Origin of the sequence: Streptomyces sp. CA-111067, from assembly GCF_050956065.1 — a bacterium.
Taxonomy (GTDB): Bacteria; Actinomycetota; Actinomycetes; order Streptomycetales; family Streptomycetaceae; genus Actinacidiphila.
Genome location: NZ_CP192103.1, coordinates 7721732 through 7743801, shown reverse-complemented (window position 1 = coordinate 7743801; position 22070 = coordinate 7721732). Strand labels below are relative to the sequence as shown.

General features: G+C 74.6%; 18 protein-coding genes and 1 pseudogene. 3 read left to right on the top strand and 16 right to left on the bottom strand.

Annotated elements, in window-relative coordinates:
* Nucleotides 1-59 precede the first annotated feature (59 nt).
* From ACQPW6_RS34190 to ACQPW6_RS34180, 3 genes are all read right to left on the bottom strand, one after another.
* The gene (locus ACQPW6_RS34190) at nt 60-749 is read right to left on the bottom strand and encodes an alpha/beta fold hydrolase (RefSeq protein ID WP_433893593.1); all 690 of its coding nucleotides are present in this window, start codon (nt 747-749) and stop codon (nt 60-62) included.
* Nucleotides 746-2002 carry a serine hydrolase domain-containing protein gene (locus tag ACQPW6_RS34185; RefSeq protein ID WP_433893592.1) on the bottom strand — a complete coding sequence of 419 codons (1257 nt, stop codon included), beginning with the start codon at nt 2000-2002 and terminating at the stop codon, nt 746-748. Before ACQPW6_RS34185 ends, ACQPW6_RS34190 begins: the two co-directional genes overlap by 4 nt.
* A gap of 158 nt (nt 2003-2160) precedes the next feature.
* Nucleotides 2161-2967 (bottom strand): exodeoxyribonuclease III, encoded by an 807-nt coding sequence (locus ACQPW6_RS34180; RefSeq protein WP_433893591.1) that lies wholly within the window; start codon nt 2965-2967, stop codon nt 2161-2163.
* A gap of 60 nt (nt 2968-3027) precedes the next feature.
* Here ACQPW6_RS34180 and ACQPW6_RS34175 point away from each other — a divergent pair, with 60 nt between their 5' ends.
* Entirely contained in the window at nt 3028-3519 is a 492-nt protein-coding gene (locus ACQPW6_RS34175) for a GNAT family N-acetyltransferase (protein WP_433893590.1), read from the top strand.
* Nucleotides 3520-3549: 30 nt separating this feature from the next.
* On the opposite strand, the gene ACQPW6_RS34170 is transcribed toward ACQPW6_RS34175, so the two are convergent.
* The 6 genes and pseudogenes from ACQPW6_RS34170 to ACQPW6_RS34145 all read right to left on the bottom strand — a co-directional run.
* Nucleotides 3550-3810: a DUF1049 domain-containing protein gene (locus ACQPW6_RS34170; protein ID WP_433893589.1), complete on the bottom strand. Its 261-nt coding sequence runs from the start codon at nt 3808-3810 to the stop codon at nt 3550-3552.
* 166 nt (nt 3811-3976) lie between these two features.
* Complete coding sequence (locus tag ACQPW6_RS34165; RefSeq protein WP_433893588.1) at nt 3977-5215, bottom strand: M14 family zinc carboxypeptidase; 1239 nt, start codon at nt 5213-5215, stop codon at nt 3977-3979.
* A gap of 76 nt (nt 5216-5291) precedes the next feature.
* Complete coding sequence (locus ACQPW6_RS34160) at nt 5292-6899, bottom strand: glycosyltransferase 87 family protein (RefSeq protein WP_433893587.1); 1608 nt, start codon at nt 6897-6899, stop codon at nt 5292-5294.
* Between the two features lie 501 nt (nt 6900-7400).
* Nucleotides 7401-8105 carry a methyltransferase domain-containing protein gene (locus ACQPW6_RS34155; RefSeq protein WP_433893586.1) on the bottom strand — a complete coding sequence of 235 codons (705 nt, stop codon included), beginning with the start codon at nt 8103-8105 and terminating at the stop codon, nt 7401-7403.
* On the bottom strand, nt 8102-8773 hold the full coding sequence (locus tag ACQPW6_RS34150) for a TIGR04282 family arsenosugar biosynthesis glycosyltransferase (protein ID WP_433893585.1): 672 nt from the start codon (nt 8771-8773) through the stop codon (nt 8102-8104). Before ACQPW6_RS34150 ends, ACQPW6_RS34155 begins: the two co-directional genes overlap by 4 nt.
* 170 nt (nt 8774-8943) lie before the next feature.
* Nucleotides 8944-9633 (bottom strand): annotated as a pseudogene (locus ACQPW6_RS34145) (glycosyltransferase family 2 protein); the annotation flags it as partial.
* 147 nt (nt 9634-9780) lie between these two features.
* Between ACQPW6_RS34145 and ACQPW6_RS34140 the strand changes: the two are divergent.
* A complete protein-coding gene (locus ACQPW6_RS34140) occupies nt 9781-10560 on the top strand; it encodes a response regulator transcription factor (protein WP_433893584.1) in 780 nt (259 codons plus the stop codon).
* Nucleotides 10553-11671 (top strand): sensor histidine kinase, encoded by a 1119-nt coding sequence (locus tag ACQPW6_RS34135; protein WP_433893583.1) that lies wholly within the window; start codon nt 10553-10555, stop codon nt 11669-11671. The genes ACQPW6_RS34140 and ACQPW6_RS34135 overlap by 8 nt, the downstream gene beginning before the upstream one ends.
* Before the next feature lie 157 nt (nt 11672-11828).
* On the opposite strand, the gene ACQPW6_RS34130 is transcribed toward ACQPW6_RS34135, so the two are convergent.
* The 7 genes from ACQPW6_RS34130 to ACQPW6_RS34100 all read right to left on the bottom strand — a co-directional run bounded on the left by ACQPW6_RS34130 (nt 11829) and on the right by ACQPW6_RS34100 (nt 21705).
* On the bottom strand, nt 11829-12905 hold the full coding sequence (locus ACQPW6_RS34130; protein ID WP_433893582.1) for an NAD-dependent epimerase/dehydratase family protein: 1077 nt from the start codon (nt 12903-12905) through the stop codon (nt 11829-11831).
* A 108-nt stretch (nt 12906-13013) separates the two neighbouring features.
* Nucleotides 13014-13934 (bottom strand): S66 peptidase family protein, encoded by a 921-nt coding sequence (locus ACQPW6_RS34125; protein ID WP_433894751.1) that lies wholly within the window; start codon nt 13932-13934, stop codon nt 13014-13016.
* Between the two features lie 95 nt (nt 13935-14029).
* Entirely contained in the window at nt 14030-16042 is a 2013-nt protein-coding gene (locus ACQPW6_RS34120; RefSeq protein ID WP_433893581.1) for a prolyl oligopeptidase family serine peptidase, read from the bottom strand.
* Nucleotides 16042-17415, bottom strand: coding sequence for a M20/M25/M40 family metallo-hydrolase (locus tag ACQPW6_RS34115; protein ID WP_433893580.1), 1374 nt, complete (start codon nt 17413-17415; stop codon nt 16042-16044). The genes ACQPW6_RS34120 and ACQPW6_RS34115 overlap by 1 nt, the downstream gene beginning before the upstream one ends.
* The gene (locus ACQPW6_RS34110; RefSeq protein WP_433893579.1) at nt 17408-18241 is read right to left on the bottom strand and encodes a M55 family metallopeptidase; all 834 of its coding nucleotides are present in this window, start codon (nt 18239-18241) and stop codon (nt 17408-17410) included. Before ACQPW6_RS34110 ends, ACQPW6_RS34115 begins: the two co-directional genes overlap by 8 nt.
* Before the next feature lie 72 nt (nt 18242-18313).
* Complete coding sequence (locus ACQPW6_RS34105; protein WP_433893578.1) at nt 18314-19039, bottom strand: methyltransferase domain-containing protein; 726 nt, start codon at nt 19037-19039, stop codon at nt 18314-18316.
* A 149-nt stretch (nt 19040-19188) separates the two neighbouring features.
* The gene (locus tag ACQPW6_RS34100; RefSeq protein ID WP_433893577.1) at nt 19189-21705 is read right to left on the bottom strand and encodes a SpoIIE family protein phosphatase; all 2517 of its coding nucleotides are present in this window, start codon (nt 21703-21705) and stop codon (nt 19189-19191) included.
* Nucleotides 21706-22070: the final 365 nt, after the last annotated feature.

The following is a 22070-nucleotide window of genomic DNA, read 5'->3' as shown; positions in this document are numbered from 1 at the left end:
CGGCCGGCACCGGCCGGCACCGGCCGGCACCGCGCGACCGGCCGGCCCCTGCCGCCGGCTCAGGACCTGAGCAGCGCGGCGGCCAACTCCTTGGGATGCCCGAGGGCCGGCACATGGCCACCGGGGATCTCCTCGACCTCGATGCCCAGCCGCTCGCGCACCACGCGCCGCTGGAACTCCAGCGGGAAGAGCCGGTCTTCGCGGCCCTGGAGGAAGCGGGTGGGCACCGCGGGCCAGCGTTCGAGCGGCCACGGGTCGGCGAAGAACGTGGACGGCACCGGCCGGGGCTCGGCCGCCATCGCCTGCTCGGCCACCTCGGGCGGCACGTCGTGGAAGAACTCGGCGAGCGGGTCGAACTCGGGGTCGGGGCCGCGTCCGATCTCCTCCGCGTACGCCGATCTGGCGGCGGCCTGGCCGGTGTTGACCCACCACTCCCCCGCGCTCTCGCCGTGCACCGGCACCATCGCGTTGAGCAGCACGATCTCCTCGACGGGCAGCCGGTCGCAGACCAGCGGCGCGGAGAAGCCGCCGAGCGACTGCGCGACCACCACCAGCGGATCGCCGGCGTCCGGCGGACTCGCCTCGACCGCGGCCACGACGGCGTCGGCGAAGTCCACGAGCCCCGCGCCCTCCTCGGAGGGCAGGTCGGGGGTGACGGCCCGGTGCCCGTGGGCCCGCAACTCCGGTACGAGCAGGTGCCAGTACCAGGCGGTGCCGTCGGCGCCGGGAACGAGAACGAAGGTCGTCATGATCGGTCAGCCGTTTCTGTGGTGGCGGAGGCGGGTTCCGTGGTGCCGGAGGCCGTTTTTGCGGTGCCGGCGGCCGCCTTCGCGGTGGCGGAGGCCGCGTACTTCCAGAACTCGTGCATCGGGGTGGCGGGGACCGGCCCCGACATCTCCAGCTGGGTGAGCATGATCGCGGTCATACCGGTGGCGGGGTCGATGTGCGCCGTGGTGCCGGAGCCGCCGACCCAGCCGTAGCGGCCGGGGGTGGTCCACGGGTCGGTCGCGTTGACGTCGACCGAGCCGCCGAAGCCCCAGCCCTGGCCGGACAGGAACAGGGTGCCTGCCGCGCGCTGCTGAGCGGTGAGGTGGTCGGTGCTCATCAGCCGTACGGAGTCGGCGCTGAGCAGCCGGCGCCCGCCGAACGTGCCGCCGGCGAGCAGCATCCGGGCGAAGGCGTACCAGTCGTCGACGGTGGAGACCATGCCGCCGGAGCCGGACGGGAACGCGGGCGCGCTCGACCACTGCCCGCCGGGGGCGTCGACGAGCCGCATGCCGGACTCCTCAGCGGGGTCAGGCCGGTAGAAGCTGGTGAAGCGGTCGAACTCGGCAGCCGGGACGTGGAACCCGGTGTCCGCCATCCCCAGCGGCCCGAACAGCCGCTCGGCGAGGAAGTCGGGGAAGGAGCGTCCGGTGACCCGGGCGACCAGCACGCCCTGGATGTCGGAGCAGGTGTTGTACAGCCAGAACTCGCCGGGTTGGCCCAGCATGGGGATGCACGACAGCGTCGCCATCCACTCGTCCGGCCCCGGCAGTGTCTGCGGCATCGGCGGGCCCTGCTTCAGCTCGCTGAACAGCGGTTGGACCGCGGGCAGCGAGAAGTCGGACGGGAAGCCGTACCCGGCCCTGAAGGTGAGCAGGTCCTCGACGGTGATCGGCCGGTCGGCGGGCACCACGTCGTCCACGGCCGAATCCGGCAGCCGGACGACCATGGGCGCGGCCAGTTCCGGCAGCCAGCGTCTGACCTCGTCGTCCAGGGCGATGAGGCCGTCGTCAACGAGCATCATGACCGCGGCGGCGGTGAGCGGCTTGCCGATCGAGGCGATCCGGAAGATCGAGTCCCGCCGCATCGGGGCGCCGCCGCCGGCCTCGCGGGTGCCGACGGCCGCCACCTCGACCCGGTCGCCGCGCGCCACCAGTGCCACCGCTCCGGGCGCGGCCGGCGTCCCCGGCTCCGCGGTGATCACATGGCGTCGCAGGACGTCTGTCAGTTCGGTCATCGGCCGGCCCTCTCCTCGTAACGGTCACAGGGGAGACCGGCGGCGCGGCGCGAACTCATCGGTTCCGGCGGCAGCGCGTTCCGCGAAACGGCGAACGGGTCCGGTAAGGGGGTAAACGAACCGTTCGTCCGCCCGGCGACAGGTGAGGGGTGCCCGCCTCACACGTCGTACGTCACCGTCACCGGCGCGTGGTCGCTCCAGCGCAGCTCGTACGAGGCGGCGCGCTCCACGACCGCCGAGGTCGCCGCCGCGGCGAGGGCGCCGGTCGCCACCTGGTGGTCGATCCGCCAGCCGGAGTCGTTGTCGAACGCCTTGCCGCGGTAGGACCACCACGTATAGGGGCCGTCGCCCTCGGGGTGCAGCTCGCGCACGATGTCGGTCCAGCCGGAGCCGTAGACCTCGGTGAGCCAGGCGCGCTCCTCGGGCAGGAAGCCGGCCGACTTCTGGTTGCCGCGCCAGTTCCTGATGTCGGTCTGCCGGTGGGCGATGTTCCAGTCGCCGCAGACCACGGCGTGGCCGCCGGCCGCGGCGGCGCGGTCGCGCAGCGCTTCGAGGTGGACGAAGAACTCCTTCATGAACTGGAACTTCTCCGTCTGCCGCTCGGTGCCGACCTCCCCGGAGGGCAGGTAGAGGCTGCCGACGGTGAGCCCGCCGCCGGAGGACGGCAGATCGACCTCCAGGTAGCGGCCCGAGCCGTCGAAACCGGCGGAGCCGAAGCCGACCCTGACCGCCGCCGGCTGCTGCCGGGTGAGCACGGACACCCCGGCGCGGCCCTTGGCGGTGGCGGGGGCGTGGTAGGCGTGCCAGCCCTCGGGATCACGCAGCGCGGCCGGCAGCTGGTCGGGCTCGGCGCGCACCTCCTGGAGGCAGACCACATCCGCGGCCGTGGCCTCCAGCCAGGGCAGGAAGCCCTTCCTCGTGGCGGCGCGCAGCCCGTTGACGTTGACAGATGCGACGGTGAGCATCCCAGGACGATACCCGGGACCTCGGACAGGTCCCGTACCGTACGCCAGTACGATGGCGGGGTGGAGATCAGAACGGTTCGGTACGACGACCCCGACGCGATGAAGCTGGACGGCCTGGTGCAGCAGGAGTACATGCTGCGGTACGGCGACGAGGGCGACGCCACCCCGATGCACCCGACCCATTTCGACCCGCCCAACGGGCTGTACCTGCTCGCCTACGACGAGCACGGCGAAGCGGTGGCCAGCGGCGGCTGGCGGGCGCAGGACGCCTCGCCCGAGGGGCACGAGGACGGCGACGCGGAGATCAAGCGGATGTTCGTCCTGCCCGCGGCGCGCGGGCGCGGGATCGCCCGCGCGATCCTGGCGGAACTCGAGCTGAGCGCGGCGGCGGCCGGCCGCCGCCGGATGGTGCTGGAGACCGGTACGAAGCAGCCCGAGGCCATCGCCCTCTACACCTCGTCGGGCTATCTGCCGGTGACGAAGTTCGGCATCTACCGGCACGAGGAGCTGAGCAGGTGCCTCGGCAAGCCGCTGGTCCCGCCGGCCGGCTGAGCCGGACCCGTCCTCCTCAGGTCTAAGGATCTACCGCGCGCTGCGCCGCCTGCTGCGGCGGGCGAACAGCCCGCACAGGCCGCCGATGAGGAAGGTGAGGAGCAGCGCCGCCCACAGCGGCATCGTCACCTCGGGGATCAGCAGCCGGATCTTGATCCGCCGGGTGTTCTCGAAGATGAAGACCAGCGCCAGCACGCCGAGCACCGCGACGACGATCCGGGCCGGCGTCAGCAGCGCGCTCATGCTCCGTTCGCTCGTCGTCGCCTTGGACGTCGTCTTGTCGGAGCTCATCGCGCGCACCTGCTCTCGGCTCGGCCGGGCCGCGACGGCGGCTCGGCGCTGCGGTCACCCCTGGCGGTCACCCCGTGCGTTCATGATCGGCGTCCGCGGCCGGTTCCGCGTGCGGCACGGCCGCGGGCTCCTCCCAACGGGTGAACGATCCGCACGCAGGTGTCCGTCACACGTGCATCTCCTCGTAGACCGCGATCACGCTGCGGGCCTGCTGCTCGACCTGGTCGGCGACCGGTATCCAGCGCGGGCTGTAGGCGCGCTCGTAGGCGGCGCACCACTCGTCCACCAGCCGGGCCACCAGCGGCACGTCGGCGATCCTGCGCAGCATGGCCGCGGCGCGCAGCGGGACCCGCTGGGCGTAGACCTCGATGCTGGTGACCCGGGCGTTGGTCATCGGCGGCAGCGGGGCCGCGTCCAGGGCCCGTACCGCCGGGTCCCAGTCTGCGGTCAGCCGCGGCCCGAGCGCGACGAGTTCGCGCACCGTGCGCAGCAGCGCGCAGTCGCCGCCGCCCAGTTGCGGGGCGATGGCCCGTAACACCTCGGCCACCAGCGGCAGATCGCGGCGCAGCGCGGCCCCGGCGATCCGCAGCGCCTGCTCGGGATCGGGGTGCGGGCTGGTGTCGGCGGCGCGGTCGCAGGCCCACATGGGCACCTCGACGATCGCCGTCACCCCGTAGCGCCTGGCATGCGCCCAGGTGGAGTGCGCGCCGTCGCCGACCGCGACCTCGTCGTCCGGCGGCGGCATCACGTAGACCCCGGGCCCCGGGCTCGGCCACTGGAAGGCGTCGGACGAGCCGCGCTCCAGCGGGATGTCCAGCTCGGCCGCGGACTTGCTGATCCGCTCCGGCACCCCCGGCACCTCGCTGGTGAGCTGGACGAAGCTGCCGCCGACGTCGATGCCGTGCAGCGAGCACTGGAGCACCGGCCGCAGCCAGTCGAGCACCCCGACCAGCGCGCGGGTCTCCGGCAGCGCCGCCGCCTCGGCCTCGCCGCTGTGCGGCAGCCACTCCGGCTGCTCGGCGGCGCATGGCCGGAAGAAGTGCTCGTAGTGGCTGCGCAGCGTGTAAGGTCCGTGCAGCCAGGGCTCGTTGAGCACGGCTCCGTCCGGGTCGATGCACAGCAGGAAGTGCCAGGCGCTGCCGTCGTCCTCGCCGCGCTGCCGGGTGGCGGCGATCAGGGCCGCGAGCCGCAGCACCGTGGCGCCGCCGACGGCCGCCTCGTTGGCGTGCGGACCGGCCACCACCAGGACGTTTCGCGAGCCGTTGCCGACCGTCAGCATCAGCAGCGGCCGCCCCGCCCGCGATCTGCCGACCACCCCCAGATGGCAGAGGTCCGGATAGCGCAGCGTCAGTTCCCTTGCCCCCGTGACGACTTCCGCCGTCGTCGGATACCGCTCTCCCGTCACCGCAATCCCCCTGGAGCCGAAGCGCGTGATGGCCGCGACCGCATTACGACATCGAGTCGATATCGATTCAATCCAGTCAGTACGGCACGGGCTCCGGCGGGGTGTCAACGGTGCTACCGATTCTGTTCCCGCGGACCAGCGCGCCCGCGATCACCAGGGCCGCGGCGATGCCGTAGGCGACCGTCTGGAGCGTGTCGGCGTCCAGTTCCGTGCGGCTGCCGGTGTAGACGGCGAGCCCGGCGAGCGGTACTCCCAGCCACTCCCAGCGGCCGTCGAGTGCCACCAGCGCGACCACGATCAGGGCGTACCAGTAGTACGCCGGAGAGGTCAGCAGCAGCGCGCTCCCGGTGACCAGCAGCGCCCCGCCCCACGGCCGCCGCCGGTCACCGCGCAGCAGCACGTACCCGGCGACGGCCAGTATCGACAGCATGGCGGCCGGCCCGGCCGCGCCGTCCGGAAGCACCAGCCGCAACAGGGCGAACCGGCGTACGCTGCCCGCCTCATAGCCCTCCTCCTGCAGATAGCCCGGCAGATATCCGAGCACACCGGAACCGGAGCGCAGCACGTACGGCAGGTACGCCAGCACGATCACGGCGACGGCGGGCAGCACGATTCTCGGCCATTCGCGCGGCGCGCGCCGGGCGAGGGCGGCCGGCATCGCCAGTACCGGCAGCAGCTTCACCGCGATGGCGGCGCCGAGCAGCGCGCCGCGCCGGGCCCGTCCCGCGGTCAGACCGAACGCGAGGACGGTGAGCAGCACGCCGAGGGTGTCCACATGCGCGTCGTTGACGGACGCGATCGGCACGATCGGGCACCACGCCCACACGGCGGCGCCGCGCGGGTCGGCACGGCGGCGGCGCAGCGCGAGCAGCAGCGCCCCGGTGGTGCCGACGGCCAGGAGCGCGCCGCCGGCCTGCATCGGCTTCCACCGGGACCCCGACGGCGACAGCGCGTGCACGGCGAGGAACCAGCCCTCGGCCACCGGCGGGTAGATGGTGTGCACGGTGGGCCGGTTGATCCGGGTGCAGGTGGTGGCCGAGACCGGCCGCAGGTCCCATCCGGGGCAGCCGTCGCCGCCGGCCCGGGAGGCGGGGTCGGACCGAGGCGGGAACAGCCACGGCTCGCGCAGCCCCGCCAACTGCGGGGCGTCCGGCGGGTAGGCGTACGGCGAGAAGCCGGCCGCCTGCACCTTGCCGTCCCACGCGTAGCGGTACATGTCGTCGCTGGTGCGGGGCGCGGTGCTCAGCCCGGCCAGCGCGAGCGCGACGCTGCCGGCCACGATCAGCCAGCAGGCAGCCCGGCGCGGCACCTTGCGTACGACGAGCACCGCCGCGCCGAACAGCGCCCAGCCGGCCGCGTACCAGTACGGCAGCCGGTACACGTGCCCGAAGTCGCCGCCGACGGCGAGGGTCTCGATGACGACGGTGACCAGGCCGGCGAGGAGCAGGGTGAGGAGCAGTACGGGGAGGGCGCGGCGGGCCGCATTTTCGGGCGCGGGGGGCGCACCGGTCGCTAGTGGTGTCCCGGGCTCCCGGGGTGTCCCTGTCTCCCCGGCGGCTCCGGGGTTCCGGGGCGGTTCGGCCTTCGGGGGTGGCGGTGCCGGGGTCTTGCCGGGGGCCCCGGGCTCCTGAGGGCCGGTGGCGGCCCGGCGCTGGGCGATGACGGTGATCGAACGGATTCCCACAGCCCACACGCTCGCATCCGTCAGCAGGCCGGCGCGGGTTCGAAGGGCCGACGTCCGTGATCCGTAAGGGGTCGACGGGGTTCGGCGGGTGGCCGCTGACCAATCAGGACGTACGGGACCGGTCCGGCGTGCTGGAGTGGCTGGTCGGCGCGGCGATCCTGCACGACGGCATCGTGGCGCCCGCCGTGGTCCCGGCTCGGCCTCGGGCTCGGCGCCGGCCGGCGCGCCCGGCTGCGCCGGCCGTTCGTGGTGGCGGGCAGGCTGACGGTGGTGGCGATCCCGGTACTGGTCGGGCCGGGCCGCGAACCCGTCCGTGCTGCCGCTGGGCTATCCGCGCGGCTGGGCGATCCCGGTCGGTACGGTGCTGGGGCCGGCGCTGCTGTGCGCGGGGGCGCGGCCGGCGGCGGCGCGGTGGCGCCGCCGCCGGGACGTGAAGCCGAGGCGTGAAGTAGCCCTCGCGGTGCGGCTCTTGGGCCTGGCTCGACTCGCTTGCGGGGCCCGCTAGTTGTGTTCGGCCGGGGCCGGGAGCAGGACGGGGACGAGCGTGGCGAAGTGCCGGCCGGCCGCCGACCACTCCTCCGTCACCGTCCAGCCGGCCGCCCGGGCCGCCGCGCGCAATGCGGCCGGTCCGAGCCTGGCCCACTGGAAGTCGCGGCCGCGGCGGCCCCGGCCGTCCTCGACCCGGACGTTCAGCCGCTCGTCGACCTCGTGCGGCGCCGCCTCGGCGAGCAACCGGCCTCCGGGCGCGAGGAGTTGGCTCACCCGGTGCAGCAGGGCGCCGGGGTCGCCGCCGATGCCGATGTTGCCGTCGGCGAGCAGTGCCGTGCCCCAGCGGCCCTCCCCCGGCAGCCGGTCGAACACCGAACGGCACAGGACGGGTGCCCCGGTGCCCTTGGTCCTGGCGACCGCGGCCGGGCTGACGTCCACGCCGAGCACCGGCTCCCCGGCCCGGGCCGCGCCCGCCACCAGGCGCCCTGGTCCGCACCCGATGTCGAGGACGGACCCGCGGCAGCGGGCCAGCAGCGTGCGGTCGGCCTCGTCGGGCGGCGCGCACCAGCGTTCGACTTCGAGCGGCAGCAGCCATCCGTCGTCCCGCCGCAGGTAGAGCGGGCCCCGGCCGCGGACCATCGCCCGCGCGTACGGGTCGCCGCCCCAGACCGCGGTGCCGCCGGCCAGCGGTGGCGCGTCCCTCGCGACCAGGCTCACCGGCCGGCTCCGCCGGTAGCGAGCGTGCGGTGCTCCGCCGTCTCGCGCAGGGTCCTGGCGAAGAGGGTGTGCGGGGCGAGGGCCGCGACCTCGGCGGCGTCGGCGGCGGTGTCCACGTCACGCAGGAGGGGCAGGTCGGCGACCCGCAGGCCCGCGTCGGTCAGCCGGGCGCGCTGTACGGCTCCGGTGCTCGCCGTGGACATCGGGACGCCGAGCAGCAGGTCGGGGCGGTCGGGCTCGGCCAGCCCGAGCGCCCAGAAACCGCCGTCGGCCGCCGGGCCGAACCACGCGTCGCGGCCGTCCCAGCCGCCTGGGCCGAAGACCGGGGCGAGCAGGTCGGCGTCCAGTTGCGGGGTGTCCATGCCGACGAGGAGGGCGGGGCCGGTACATCGCCCGAAGGCCGCGGCCAGCCGGGCGTCCAGCCCGCCGGCAGCCTGCGGCACGACCTCGTATCCGGCCGGGGTCCAGTCCCCCGGGACGCCGTCGAGCACGAGCAGGCGGCGGGCGGCGGGCAGCCGCAGGCCCGCGGCGAGCGTGTCGATGAGGGCGGCCTCGGCGAGGGCGGCGGCCTGGGCGGGGGTGTACGGGGGTGTCAGCCGGGTCTTGACCCGGCCGGGGACGGGGGCTTTGGCGATGACCAGGAGGGTCGTGTGAGCGGCGGCGGTCATCGGCGGACCGCCGAGCGGCCTGAACGGTCGCCGGACCTGCCGGCCGGTGGGGGCTGATCGCGCAGTTCCCCGCGCCCCTGGGGGGGCCGGGGCCCAGGGGTCAGCCGCACACCCAGCCACCTGCGGCCGCCACCGGACCCCCCGCCAGTGGTCGGCTGATCGCGCAGTTCCCCGCGCCCCGCAGGAAACCGGGGGTCGGGCGCCGGCGGGGGTGGTGGGGTTTGGAGGACGGCGGTCATGTCCTGGACCGCGTGCCAGGTGCCGCGCCAGGTGCCGGTGACCTTGGAGCGGCCCGTGCGCGGGGTGTAGGGGATGTCGGTCTCGGTGATGCTCCAGGACGCGTCGGCGGCGCTGACGACCATCTGGAGCGGGTAGCCGGAGCGGCGGTCGGTCAGCGGCAGGGAGAGCAGCGCCGTGCGGCGGGCGGCGCGCATCGGGCCGAGGTCGCGCAAGGGGAGGCCGGTGCGGCGGCGGACCAACTGGGCGAGCCGGAGGTTGGCCAGCCGGGCGTGCGGCGGCCAGGCGCGGAACGTGGTGGGGCGGCGGCGGCCGATCACCAGGTCGGCGGTGCCGGCCAGTACGGGGTCGGCGACGCGCGGCAGCAGCCGGGGGTCGAGTGAGCCGTCGCAGTCGAGGAAGCAGACGACGTCCGCGGTGGCGGCGAGCAGCCCGGCGTGGCAGGCGGCGCCGAAGCCGCGCACGGGTTCGGCGACGACGTGCGCGCCCAGCTCGGCGGCGATCCGCGCGGAGCCGTCGGTGGAGCCGTTGTCCACCACGATCGCCCGCCAGCCGGGCGGGATGCGGGCCAGCACCCAGGGCAGGGCGGCGGCCTCGTCGAGGCAGGGCAGGACGACGTCCACGAGAGCGGGCGATGGCTTGGTCACGCGATCACCCTACGGACCGGAAACCGGCATTCCGGGCATGAGGTCCTTACGAAACGCGGACGTCCGCCGCTCCGGGGTCCGGGCCCGTGGTCACTGTCAGTGGTGGATGTCAGACTCGTCCGCATGAGTACCGCATCCGCTCCCGTTCCGCCCGCGCAGGCCCAGGCCCGCCGGCGGGTCCTCGTCGTGGACGACGACCCGACCGTGGCCGAGGTCGTGGCGAGCTATCTCGACCGGGCCGGATTCGCGGTGGAACGGGCAGCGGACGGGCCGTCCGCGGTGGCCAGGGCCGCGGCGGCGCGGCCGGACCTGGTGGTGCTCGACCTGATGCTGCCGGGCATGGACGGTCTGGAGGTGTGCCGGCGGATCAGGGAGGACGGGCCGCTGCCGGTGGTGATGCTCACCGCGCGTGGCGACGAGGACGACCGGATCCTCGGGCTTGAGGTGGGCGCCGACGACTACGTGACGAAGCCGTTCAGCCCGCGCGAGCTGGTGCTGCGGGTGGAGTCGGTGCTTCGCCGGGCCGGCAGCGCGCCGGCCCCGGGGCCGTGGCTGCGCTCCGGCCGCCTCGCGCTCGACCCTGCCGCCCGGCGGGCGCTCCGCGGCACGGACGAACTCCTGCTGACGGTGCGGGAGTTCGACCTGCTCGCGTTCTTCCTGCGGCACCCCGGCCGGGTGCTCGGGCGGGAGGAGCTGATGCGGCGGGTGTGGGGATGGGAGTTCGGCGATCTGTCCACGGTGACCGTGCACGTCAGGCGGCTGCGGGAGAAGGTCGAGGACGATCCGGCCAGGCCGCGGCTGATCAGCACGGTGTGGGGGGTCGGCTACCGGTTCGACGCGGAGGGGCCGGACGGCGGTGCGGGGGCCGGCGCGGCGCCGGAGGGGGTGGGCGACGATGCGTGACGTGCTGCTCATCGCCGCCTATGCGGCGGTCGGCGCCGCGGTGGTCGGGCTGCTCGGCGCGGTGGCGCTGCGGCTGCTGCGGAATCGCTCGCTGGCGGTGTCGCTCGCGGTGATCGCTGCCGTCACGGTGGGCGCGATGCTCGCCGGGACGCTGTCGGTGGCGTGGGCGATGTTCCTGTCGGAGCACGACCTCGGGGTGGTGACGACGGTGTGCGCGATAGCGGCGGTCGTCTCGCTGGCGGTGGCGCTGCTGCTGGGGCGCCAGGTGGTGGCGGGCAGCCGGGCGCTCACGGCGGCGACCCGGGCGTTCGGCGACGGCGGCCCGTTCGCCCCGCCGGCCGGGCCGCCGACCGCGGAACTGGCCGACCTCGGCCGCGAGCTGGCCGCCACCAGTGCCCGGCTGGCCGACTCGCGGGAGCGCGAGCGGGCGCTCGAGGCTTCGCGGCGGGAGCTGGTGGCGTGGATCTCGCATGACCTGCGCACCCCGCTGGCCGGGTTGCGCGCGATGACCGAGGCGCTTGAGGACGGGATCGCGGAGGATCCCGCGCGCTACCACCGGCAGATACGGGCGGAGGTGGACCGGCTGAGCGGGATGGTCGGCGACCTGTTCGAGCTGTCCAGGATCCAGGCGGGTGTGCTGGCGCTGACCACGGCGCGGATGTCGGCGTACGACCTGGTCGGTGACGCGATAGCCGGGGCGAACCCGCTCGCCGCGGAGCACGGCGTGCGGCTGGTCGGCGACGGTGTGGAGAAGGTGCCGATCGAGGTGGACGGCCGGGAGATGACCAGGGTGCTGGCGAACCTGCTGGCCAACGCGATCCACCGGACCCCGGCGGACGGCACGGTGGCGGTCTCCGCCCGGCACGACACGGTGACCGGCGTGGTCGTCCTCTCGGTCACCGACGGCTGCGGCGGCATCCCGGCGGACGATCTCCCCCGCGTGTTCGACACGGGTTGGCGCGGCACGGGAGCGAGGACGCCTCCCGCTGGGGCCGGCTTGGGCCTGGCGATCGTCCGCGGCATCGTAGAGGCCCACCACGGCCGCGCCGCGGTCAGCAACGTCCCCGGCGGCTGCCGCTTCGAGGTAGTCCTCCCCGCCGCCCGATCCTGACCCCCGGCCACCCCCAGCGACGCGAGCCCACCCGGGCACAACGATCCCCGGCCACCCCAGGGGCGCGGGGAACTGCGCGATCAGCCAGAGCGCGTCTGCGGGCGGCCGACTGCCCAGGCGCTTGCGGTAGTTTCCGGCCCGCGCCGGGGAGCCAGGGTCAGGGGACGGAGGGGGAAGCGCCGCGCAGCGGGGAGGTGCTGAAGGTGGTGACGCCCTCCGTGAAGGAGACCTTGGGGGTCCAGGCGAGGTCTTGGGCGATGCGGGCCGCCGAGGCCGTGATGTGGCGGACGTCGCCCAGGCGGTATTCGCCGGTCACCCGGGGGGCCGGGCCCGCGGTGGCCGCGGCGAGGGCCGTGGCCATGCCGCCCACCGTGTGGGGGTGGCCGGTTGCCACGTTGTACGCGCGCAGCGTGCCGGGCGGGCGGGCGTCCAGGCCGGCGAGCGCGGCGAGGTTGGCCGCGGCGATGTCCTCGACGTGGATGAAGTCCCGCCGCTGGCGGCCGTCTTCGAAGACGGCCGGCGCCTCACCGCGGGCCAGCGCGGAGCGGAAGAGTGCGGCGACACCGGCGTAGGGGGTGTCGCGGGGCATCCCGGGGCCGTACACGTTGTGGTAGCGCAGGGCCGTCGCCCGGCCGCCGGTCGCGCGGGCCCACGCGGCGGAAAGGTGCTCCTGGGCGAGCTTGGTCGCCGCGTAGACGTTGCGCGGATCGGTGGGCGCGTCCTCGTCGACCAGGCCGGGTTCCAGCGGTTCGCCGCACCGCGGGCAGGGCGGTTCGAAGCGTCCCGCGTCGAGGTCGGCGACCTGCCGGGGTCCTGGCCGCACGGTGCCGTGCCGCGGGCAGTCGTAGCGGCCCTCGCCGTACACCACCATCGACCCGGCGAGCAGCAGCGACCGCACACCCGCCTCGGCCATGCCCGCGAGCAGCACCGCCGTCCCCGAGTCGTTGCAGCTCACGTAGTCGGGCGCGTCGGCGAAGTCCTTGCCGAGGCCGACCATCGCGGCCTGGTGGCACACCGCGTCCGCGCCGCGCAGCGCCTCGGCCACCGCGGCCCGGTCCCTGACGTCCGCGTGCCGCCACTCGACCCCGTCGGGCAGCGGTGGCGGCAGCGCCTCGGGGCCGTGGGCGGCGGGCAGCAGGGCGTCCAGGACGCGCACGTGGTGCCCGGCGGCGTGCAGTGCGGAGACGATGTGCGAGCCGATGAAGCCCGCGCCTCCGGTGACGAGTACCAGCATGCCGCCGACGTTACGGCGCCGCCGCGCCACCGGGACCCCGATCGCCCCGCGTGTCAGCGGTCCGTAAGATCCGCCGGCCCGGAGCGTCCGGCCGCATCCGCCCCGAGCTCAGCTCAACGCGGGCAGATCGAGCGTCAGGGTGGCCGCGTCCGCGTCGAGCACCGCCGGTATCCCCAGCGGAACGGTGAGGTTGGTGTCGCTGTGCCCGAAGCCGAGTTCCTCCACGATCGGCACCCCGAGCGGCGCCAGCCGGTCGACGAGCACCGCGCGGATCTCCTCGTACGGGCCGCACCCCTGCCACGAGCCGAGGGCGATCCCGGCGACCCCGTCGAGCCAGCCGGAGCGCAGCAGTTGGGTGAGGATGCGGTCGAGCCGGTAGGACTCCTCGCCGGTGTCCTCGATCAGCAGGATGCCGCCGGCCGCGGACCGCCGGGCGGTCGGGGTGCCCAGGTCGGCGGCCAACAGGCTGACGCAGCCGCCGAGGGTGACGCCGGCCGCGCGGCCGGGGATCAGCGTGCGGGCGGTGGGCGACCCGATCGTCCGCACCTCCTCGGGGCTGAACAGGGTGCGCCGCAGATGGTCCTGGGTGGCCTGGTCGTCCAGGAATGTCGAGGCCGCCGCCATCGGGCCGTGCAGGGTGGCCTGGCCCAGCCGTACGGCGAACGCCTCGTGCAGGGCGGTGATGTCGCTGTAGCCGATGAACGCCTTCGGGCCGGCCGCCCGCATCGCCGTCCAGTCGACCAGGTCCACCATCCGCTGCGCCCCGTACCCGCCGCGGGCGCACAGCACCGCGGCCACCGACTGGTCGCACCAGGTCCGCACGAGGTCCGTCGCGCGGTCCTGGTCGCGGCCCGCGAGATAGCCGCCGTGCTCGTCCAGCACGTGCGGGGCCACCACCGGTTCCAGGCCCCAGCCGCGCAGGATGTCCAGGCCGGTGTCGAGGCTCGCGCGCGGCAGCGGGCCGCTGGGCGCCACGATCCCGATCCGGTCCCCCGGAACCAGCCGCCGGGGACGTTCCAGCGCGGGCACCGCCAGGCCGACCGCACCCGGCCGGGAGCCGGCCGCGCCCTCCTCCTGCCCGCCCACGCCCCGCCCGGCGGCGGCCCCCGACGGCCGCCCACCCGTCACGTGTGCAGCTCCAGCCGCTTGACGCCCTCGGCCGCGAACCCGAACACCTGCCCGTAGAGCGAGAGTTCGGCCTCCAGCGCGGTGACCATCGTGTCCAGCCGGCGGAACCCGTGGCCCTCCCCCTCGAAGGTCAGATACGCGTGCGGGATGCCCCGCCCGGCCACCGCGGCCAGGAAGCGTTCGCACTGCACGGGCGGGCAGATCACGTCGTCCAGGCCCTGGAGGAGGACGAACGGCACGCTGATCCGGTCGCCGTGCTCGGCCGGCGAGCGGTCCCGGTAGCGTTCCGGCACCTCGGCCAGCGGACCGATCAGCGACTCCAGGTACTGCGACTCGAAGTCGTGGGTCTCGCCGCCGGACGGCGACCAGCCGACCAGGTCGAGGATCGGGTAGATGACGGTGCCGCAGGCGTAGGTGCTGGTGCTGGTCAGCGCGGCCCCGCTGGTCCAGCCGCCGGCGCTGCCGCCGCGGATCGCGAGCCTTGCCGGGTCGGCGGCGCCCTCGGCGACCAGCCCCTCGGCGACGGCGGCGCAGTCCTCCACGTCGACCACGCCCCACTGCTCGCGCAGCCGGTCCCGGTAGGCGCGCCCGTAGCCGGTGGAGCCGCCGTAGTTGACCTCGGCGACGCCGATGCCGCGGGAGGTGAAGTAGGCGATCTCCAGGTCGAGCACCATCCCGGCCCTGCTGGTCGGGCCGCCGTGCACCCACATCACGTAAGGCGCAGGCTCGCCGGCCGCCCCGCCGCCGGGCACCCGGGCGTTGCGCGGCGGATAGATGTGCGCGTGGACCTCACGTCCGCCGGGCCCGGTGAACGTCCTGGCGGCGGCCTCGGGCAGGTAGTCGGCGTGCACGGTGTCGCGGTGCGCGCTGCCGACCACCCGGGTGCGGCCGGTGGCGGTGTCGAGTTCGACGACCTCGTGGCCGGTGCGGGCGCTCGCGGCGACGCCGACGACCCGGGCGCCGGTGACGGCCAGGGTGGCGCTCCACTCGGTCCAGTGGCCGGGGGCGTCGGTGACCTCGCCGGACCGCGGGTCCAGCACGCCGAGCCGCTGGCCGCCGACGCCGTGCAGCACGGCGACCAGGCCGTGTTCCAGCGGTGCGAACCAGCGCTGCCCGAGCTTCCACAGCGGGCCGGCGAACTCCTCCTGCCGGGGGCAGATGTCGACCGCCTCCCCGGTGGCCGGGTCCACCCGGTGCAGGTTCCACCAGCCGGTGCGGTCGGTGGCGGCCAGCAGGGTGCCGTCGGGGGTCCACTCGGCCTGGGCGACGGCCTCCCCGGGGCCGCCGATCAGGGTGCGGGCCGGGCCGAAGACCCCGGCACCGGCCGGCACCCCCGCGATCCGCAACTCAGTGCCGTCCCACGGCATCCGCGGGTGGTCCCAGGCCAGCCACACCGCCTGTCCGCCGTCCGGCGACAGCCGCGGTCCGGTGACGAAGCGGTGGGTGGCGTCGGTCAGTTCGCGCACCGCGCCGCGGTCGTCGGCGGCCGAGCCGTCGAGCGGCACGGCGGCCGGCACCCGGCGCACGTCGGCCTGGCCCTCGCCGGTGAACTCCTCCAGCACCGCCCAGACCTCGCCGCGCCCGGTGTGCAGGGTGAGGTCGGCCCAGCGCAGCCCGCCGCCGATCGCGGACAGCGGGGTCAGCGGATACGGCTCGGCCTCGGGCTGGTCGGGGCGGAACGCGTAGAGCCGCTGGTCGAGGAAGTGGGCGAAGACGATCAGGGGGCTGCCGTCGGACAGGGCGCCGGCCCAGGGCGTGCCGCCGTACTCGATGACGCGGCTGCGCACGTTCCAGGGCGCGGGCAGCGGGCATTCCTCGGTGCCGTCGGGGCGGCGCCGGATCAGCGCCCGGCGGCCGGCCTCGGCGGGGCGCGGCGCGGTCCACCACAGCTCGTCGCCGATCACGCTGAGGTGGTCGGGGCTGCCGCTGTGGCCGACGGCGGTGGCGGCGTCGATCGGCGACGGCCAGTCGCCGTGCCGCGGGGTCTGCCGCTGGTCGGGGGTGGTCATCAGCGGGCCGCCTCTCCGCGCAGGAACCGGTCGAGTACCTGGACGCCGAAGTGCAGGGCCGCCACCGGGACGTGTTCGTCGACCCCGTGGAAGAGCGCCTGGTAGTCGAAGCCGGGCGGCAGCTTGAGCGGTGAGAAGCCGTAGCCGGTGATGCCGAGCCGGGAGAAGTGCTTGGCGTCGGTGCCGCCCGACATGCAGAACGGCACCACGTGCGCGCCCGGGTCGAAGTGCAGCAGCGCCTCGCTCATCGCGGCGAACGTCGGCGAGGTCACCGGGGCCTCGAGTGCCACCTCGCGGTGATAGAACTCCCAGTCCACGTGCGGGCCGGTGAGCCGGTCGATGGTCTCGTCGAACTCCGCCTCGCCGCCGGGCAGGGTGCGCCCGTCCACGAAGGCGGTGGCGGTACCGGGGATCACGTTGACCTTGTAGCCGGCGTCCAGCATCGTCGGGTTGGCGCTGTTGCGGATCGTGGGCTCCACGAAGGTGGCGGCGGTGCCGAGCCTGCCGATCAGCGCGTCCACGTCGGCGAACGCGGCGGGGTCGGCCGGCACCCCGTAGAGCGCGGCGAGTTCGGTGATCGCCGACCGCACGGTGTCGGTGATCCTGACCGGCCAGCGGTGCTCGCCGATCCTGGTGATGGCGGCGGCGAGGTGGCTGACGGCGTTGTCGTGGTTGACCTTCGAGCCGTGGCCGGCCCTGCCGTGGGCGGTGAGCTTGAGCCAGGCGGTGCCGCGCTCGCCCGCGCCGACCGGGTAGATCCGCAGGTCGTCCGTCGCGTGGAAGGTGTAGGCGCCGGACTCGCTGACGCCCTCGGTGCAGCCCTCGAAGAGGTCGGCGTGCTTCTTGGCCAGGAAGCCGGCGCCGTAGGCGGCGCTGTCCTCCTCGTCGGCGGTGAAGGCGAGCACGATGTCCCGCGGCGGCCGCTGCCCGGCGCGCGCCCAGGCCCTGACGGTGGCCAGCGTCATCGCCAGCGCGTTCTTCATGTCGATGGCGCCGCGGCCCCACACCACGCCGTCCCGGATCTCGCCGGAGAACGGGTGCACGGTCCAGTCGGCGGCCTCGGCGGGCACCACGTCCAGGTGGCCGTGCAGCAGCAGCGCGTCGGCCGACCGGTCGGCGCCGGGAATCCTGGCCACCACGTTGGCCCGGCGCGGCGCGGACTCCAGCACCAGCGGTTCGATCCCCGCGTCGGCCAGCTGCGTGGCCACGTACTCCGCGGCGGGCCGCTCGTTGCCGTCGCCGCCGCCCCGGTTGGTGGTGTCGATCCGGATCAGCTCGGAGGTGAAGCGCACCACCTCGTCCAGCGCCCGTCCGTCGACCACCGGACCGCCGGCCGTGATGCCGGCGCCCTGGGATCGTCCCTGCTCAGCCATACTGCTCCTCCACTGCCTGCGACACGAGCGTGGTGACGGCCTTGAAGGCCCTGATCGCCTCATACATCGTCGGCAGCGTGTAGGACACCCGCCGCTCCCCGGAGTGCGCCACGCCGGGCACCACCGTGGCGGCCCCGGCCAGATGCACCGCGTCGAACTCCAGCTCCACGGTGAACGGCCCGGCCGCGACGGGCTCGTGCCGCACCGCGAGGCTCGCCGCCTCCTCGGCTGCTGCCCGGATGTCGGCGGCGGTACGCGCGGGAGTACGGCACACCGCCGCGTACCGGGACACGTAGTCCTTCACCGCGACGGTGCGGGCCCGCGGCGCGTACGTGCCGGCGTCGGCGCCGGTGCGGTCGTCACCGGTCACCAGCACGACCGGCACCCCGTACTCGGCGACGACCAGCGAGTTGAGCCGGCCCTCGCTGGCCTGCGACCCGTTCACCCACACGCCGGTGATGGAGTTGGCCAGGTAGGTGTGGGCGAGCACGCCCTCGGTGCCGGCGCCGGTGTGGTAGCCGACGAAGGCGATGCCGTCCACGTCACCGTGCTGGACGCCCTCGACCATGGACAGGTCCTTGTGCCGGCCGGTGAGCATCTCGGCCCGGTCGTCCAGCCGTTCGAGCAGCAGGTTGCGCATCGACCAGTGCGCCTCGTTGACCAGCACCTCGTCGACGCCGCCGGCGAAGAAGCCGGCGATGGCCGCGTTCACGTCCGAGGTGAACAGCGGGCGGCAGCGCTCCCACTGCTCATGGCCTGGCAGCACGTCGGCGGGCCAGGTCACGCCGGTCGCGCCTTCCATGTCCGCGGAGATGAGGATCTTCATGTCCGGTCACGTTACGCGGCGGCGGCCGGGACCCGCCAGGGCCCGGCCCGGCCTGTGGATAACTTCAGTTGTCTAGACCTCTGACCGGCCCGCCACCAGCCAGTTCGCCGGCAGCTCGATCGCGTTCCCGCCCGCGTCGAACTCCGTCGTCACCAGCGCCTGTTCCCCTCGCGCGAAGACCTTGAGCCCGGCGTCGGCGAAGTAGCCCGGCACGGCCGCGTCCGCCACGTCGCCGGGCACCAGGCCGTGGCCGAGCACCGCGCCCAGCTTCGCCGGCGGCCCCTGCGGAGCCGTGGCCAGTCCCATCAGCACGCCCTTGGCCGCCTCCGCCAGCTCCGCGGCGAAGACCCGGCCGCGCTCGCCGAGCAGCTCCGCTATGCCCGCCACCAGCGGGGCCCGGTCGGCCGGCTCGCACTGGTGCAGCACCCCGCGCATGTACACGTTCATGTCACCGAGGTCCGCGTGCAGACCGGCCGCCGCCGCGAGGTCGCCCGCGTCCAGCTGTCGGTACTCCGCGACCCCGCGCGGGTCGTCCCGGGCGGCCCGCTCGACGGCTGCGCGGGCCAGGTCGACGCCGAGCACCCGCGGGTAGCGGCCGGCCAGCCAGCGGGTCAGCGTGCCGTTGCCGCAGCCCAGGTCGACCAGCGGCAGCCCCGGGTCGAACCAGGGCGTGAAGTGCGACTGGTGCCGCCCCGCGCTCAGCGACGGATCGGAGTCCCAGAACACCCCGCCCGCCTCGTCCGGCGCGTCGTGCCAGAAGGTCTCCCACGCCTGCTCGTACTCCTGCGGCGTCTTCATCTGAACCCACCCCTTCCTGGACTGCCTGGACCGTGCTCGGGCGCCGTGCTCGGGGCGTCCGGACCGTGCTCGGATGCCCGGGACCGCCGAACCGCGTTCGGAGACCCGCCGGCCGCCGCCGCACCCGCCGGAGGACAGAATGCCGGGCGTCAGCGGCCGGCGCGAGGCAGCGGCAGCTCGAACCAGACCGTCTTGCCGTGCGTGGAGCGGCTGGTGCCCCATTCGCGCGCCAGTCTGCTGACGATCCGCAGGCCGCGCCCGCCCTCGTCCTCGGGCGCCGCGCTGAGCAGCGCCGGCACTCCGTGGTCGTCGTCGCTCACCTCGCACAGCAGCGCGCCGGCCCGGACCAGCCGCAGCCCCACCGGGCAGGTGTGCGCGTGCCTGACGGCGTTGGTGACGACCTCGCCGACCAGCAGCTCCGCGGTCTCCGACAGCTCGGCCAGACCCCAGCCGCGCAGCGTCTCCCGGACGAGCCCGCGGGCCCTGGACACCTCGCGCGGGTCGATCTGCAGCTGCCAGGCCGCCACGTCCGCCCGCGGGATGCCGTTGAGGCGGGCCATCAGCAGCGCCACGTCGTCCTTGCGGCCGTCGCGCGGGTTGAGGGCGCGGATGATGGTGTCGCAGGCGTCGTCCATGGAGGCGGCCGGGTGCGCGGCGCTCTCGCAGAGCGCGGCGAGGCCCGCGCCGATGTCCTGGCCGCGCACCTCGACCAGGCCGTCGGTGCACAGCACCAGCCGGTCGCCGGGCGCCACCGGCACCCGAACCGTCTCGAACGGCACCCCGCCGACGCCGAGCGGCGCGCCGGTCGGCACGTCGAGCAGCTCGCTGTGGCCGTCGGCGGCACGGACCAGCACCGGCGGGATGTGCCCGGCGTTGGCGATCAGCAGGTCGGACTCCACCGGGTCGTAGACGGCGTAGAGACAGGTGGCGAGGTACTGCTCGCCGAGCCGCTGGGCCAGGTCGTCCAGGTTGCGCAGCAGGTGCGCGGGCGGCATGTCGAGGCCCGCCATGGTCTGCACCGCGGTACGGAACTGGCCCATCATCGCGGCCGAGTTCAGCCCGTGGCCCATCACGTCGCCGACCACCAGCGCCAGCCGCGACCCGGGCAGCTTGATGCTGTCGAACCAGTCGCCGCCGACCCGGCCGAGCCGGGTGCCCGGCAGGTAGCGGGTGGCCACGTCGCAGCCGGGCATCCGCGGCGCGATGTGCGGCAGCATGCTGTCCTGGAGGGTGTCGGCGACGTTCTCCTGGTACGTGTACATGCGGGCGTTGTCGAGTACGAGGCCGGCCCGGGCGGCGAGTTCCGCGCCGGTCACCCGGTCCATGTCGTTGAACACCGGACGTTCGCGGTGCCGCAGCAGGATCATGAAGCCGAGCACCACGTCCCGCGCCTTGAGCGGGACGACGAGCATCGAGCGGTGGTTGATCAGCGGGCTGATGTCGCGCTTGGGGAACTGCGCGGCGATCGCGTTGCCCATCTCCTCGGTGATCCGCGGCACCAGCACCGGTTCGCCGGTGGTCATGCACTGGAAGAACGGGGTCCGCGCCGGGAAGGGCATGGACTCGCCGACCGGCACCACGTCGTCCCAGCGGCCCGGCTCGTCGGTGTGCTCAAGGGCGACGCGGTACCACATGGTGGTGACGTCGGGAGGCCCGTCGGGGAAGCCCTCGCCCGCCAGCACCTGCTCCCGCAGGTACGTCCCCGCGACATCGGTGAACCGCGGCACCACGGCGGCGCTCACCTCCTGGATGGTGCGCGCCAGGTCGAGCGAGGTGCCGATCGCGCCACTGACCTCGTTCAGGAACTCCAGGTGCTCGCGGACCGCCGCGTACTCCAGATCGGGTGCCTCCTCGGGCACGGGCCGCGCGCCCGCCGCCTGTGCGTCGGCCTCCGCCGCCAGCCGCCTGGCCTGCCGCTCGGCCCGGCGCGGTACGCCCCAGTCGGGGGTGACCGGTACCCGGTCGTGCCGGCTGAGCTCGAGAACCGGGTAGCCCAGTTCGAGCACCTGGGCGGTGATCCGCGCGCTCTCCAGCGGATTCATGCTGGGCAGGATCTCCGGCAGCCGCTTGGCGAGCTGCTCGGAGCCGGCGAACTCGGTGTGCAGGGCGAAGCCCGGCGCGATCCGCTCGACGGTCTCGGCGTCGGCCGCGCCGCCGCCGGGATGCGTGCTGGCCGCGTCGGCGGCGAGCACCAGCAGCCGTTCGACGCCCGGGCCGACCAGCGGGTAGGCCCACCACAGCACGTCGACCACCGGCCGCTCGCCGGGGCCGGACGCCTCGCCCGTTCCGCCGGACCCGTCCGTTCCGAAAGAGGTGTCCGTTCCGAAGGAGGCGTCCGCCCCCGCCCCGGGCTCGTCGAAGAGCCGGGCGCGGCCGGCCGTCGGATACGACCCGGCCACGCTCCACGCGGGATCCAGCTCGGAGCCTGGCCCCTGATCGGGGAAGACCGGCTCCTGCGGCGGCGGGTAGGCGGCCCCGGACAGCCCGTCGAGCACCCCTGCCACCGGTAACAGATCCACCGCGGGCCGTCCGACGGCCTCCTCGCGCGGCCGGCCGAACAGCCTGCGCGCGCCCGTACTCCAGTGCGAAACCAGTCCCGCGGAATCCACCACGATCACCGCGAGCGGGACCCTGCCGGAAAGCGGTGGCGGATTGCGGCGGTCCATGGTTCGTTGGGCTCCTTCCCCTGGCAGCCGCGGGAGGCGTCCGGCCGGGTGCAGCGGGCGGCCGGCACCGGGACCGGGTGCCGCTCTCACGTTACGACCGCGGCGGCCGTCTGGGGAGGCAAAGTACGAATCCCGGCGCACGCCCGCGCGCGAGGAGACAAACCAGCCGTGCTAGCGTCCAAAGTCTCTGTTCGAACTCTGATCCGAGGCCGCCACCGGCGAGGAGTTCGGCCCCGCTGCGGGAGACAATGGGCGGGGCTGTCCAGTATCCGCTACGGAAGAGGCCATGTGACCACCTGGCAGCCTGCGCACGTCCCCGACGTACGGGGCCCACGGGCACTGCTGCGGCGTATCGACTTTCGCCA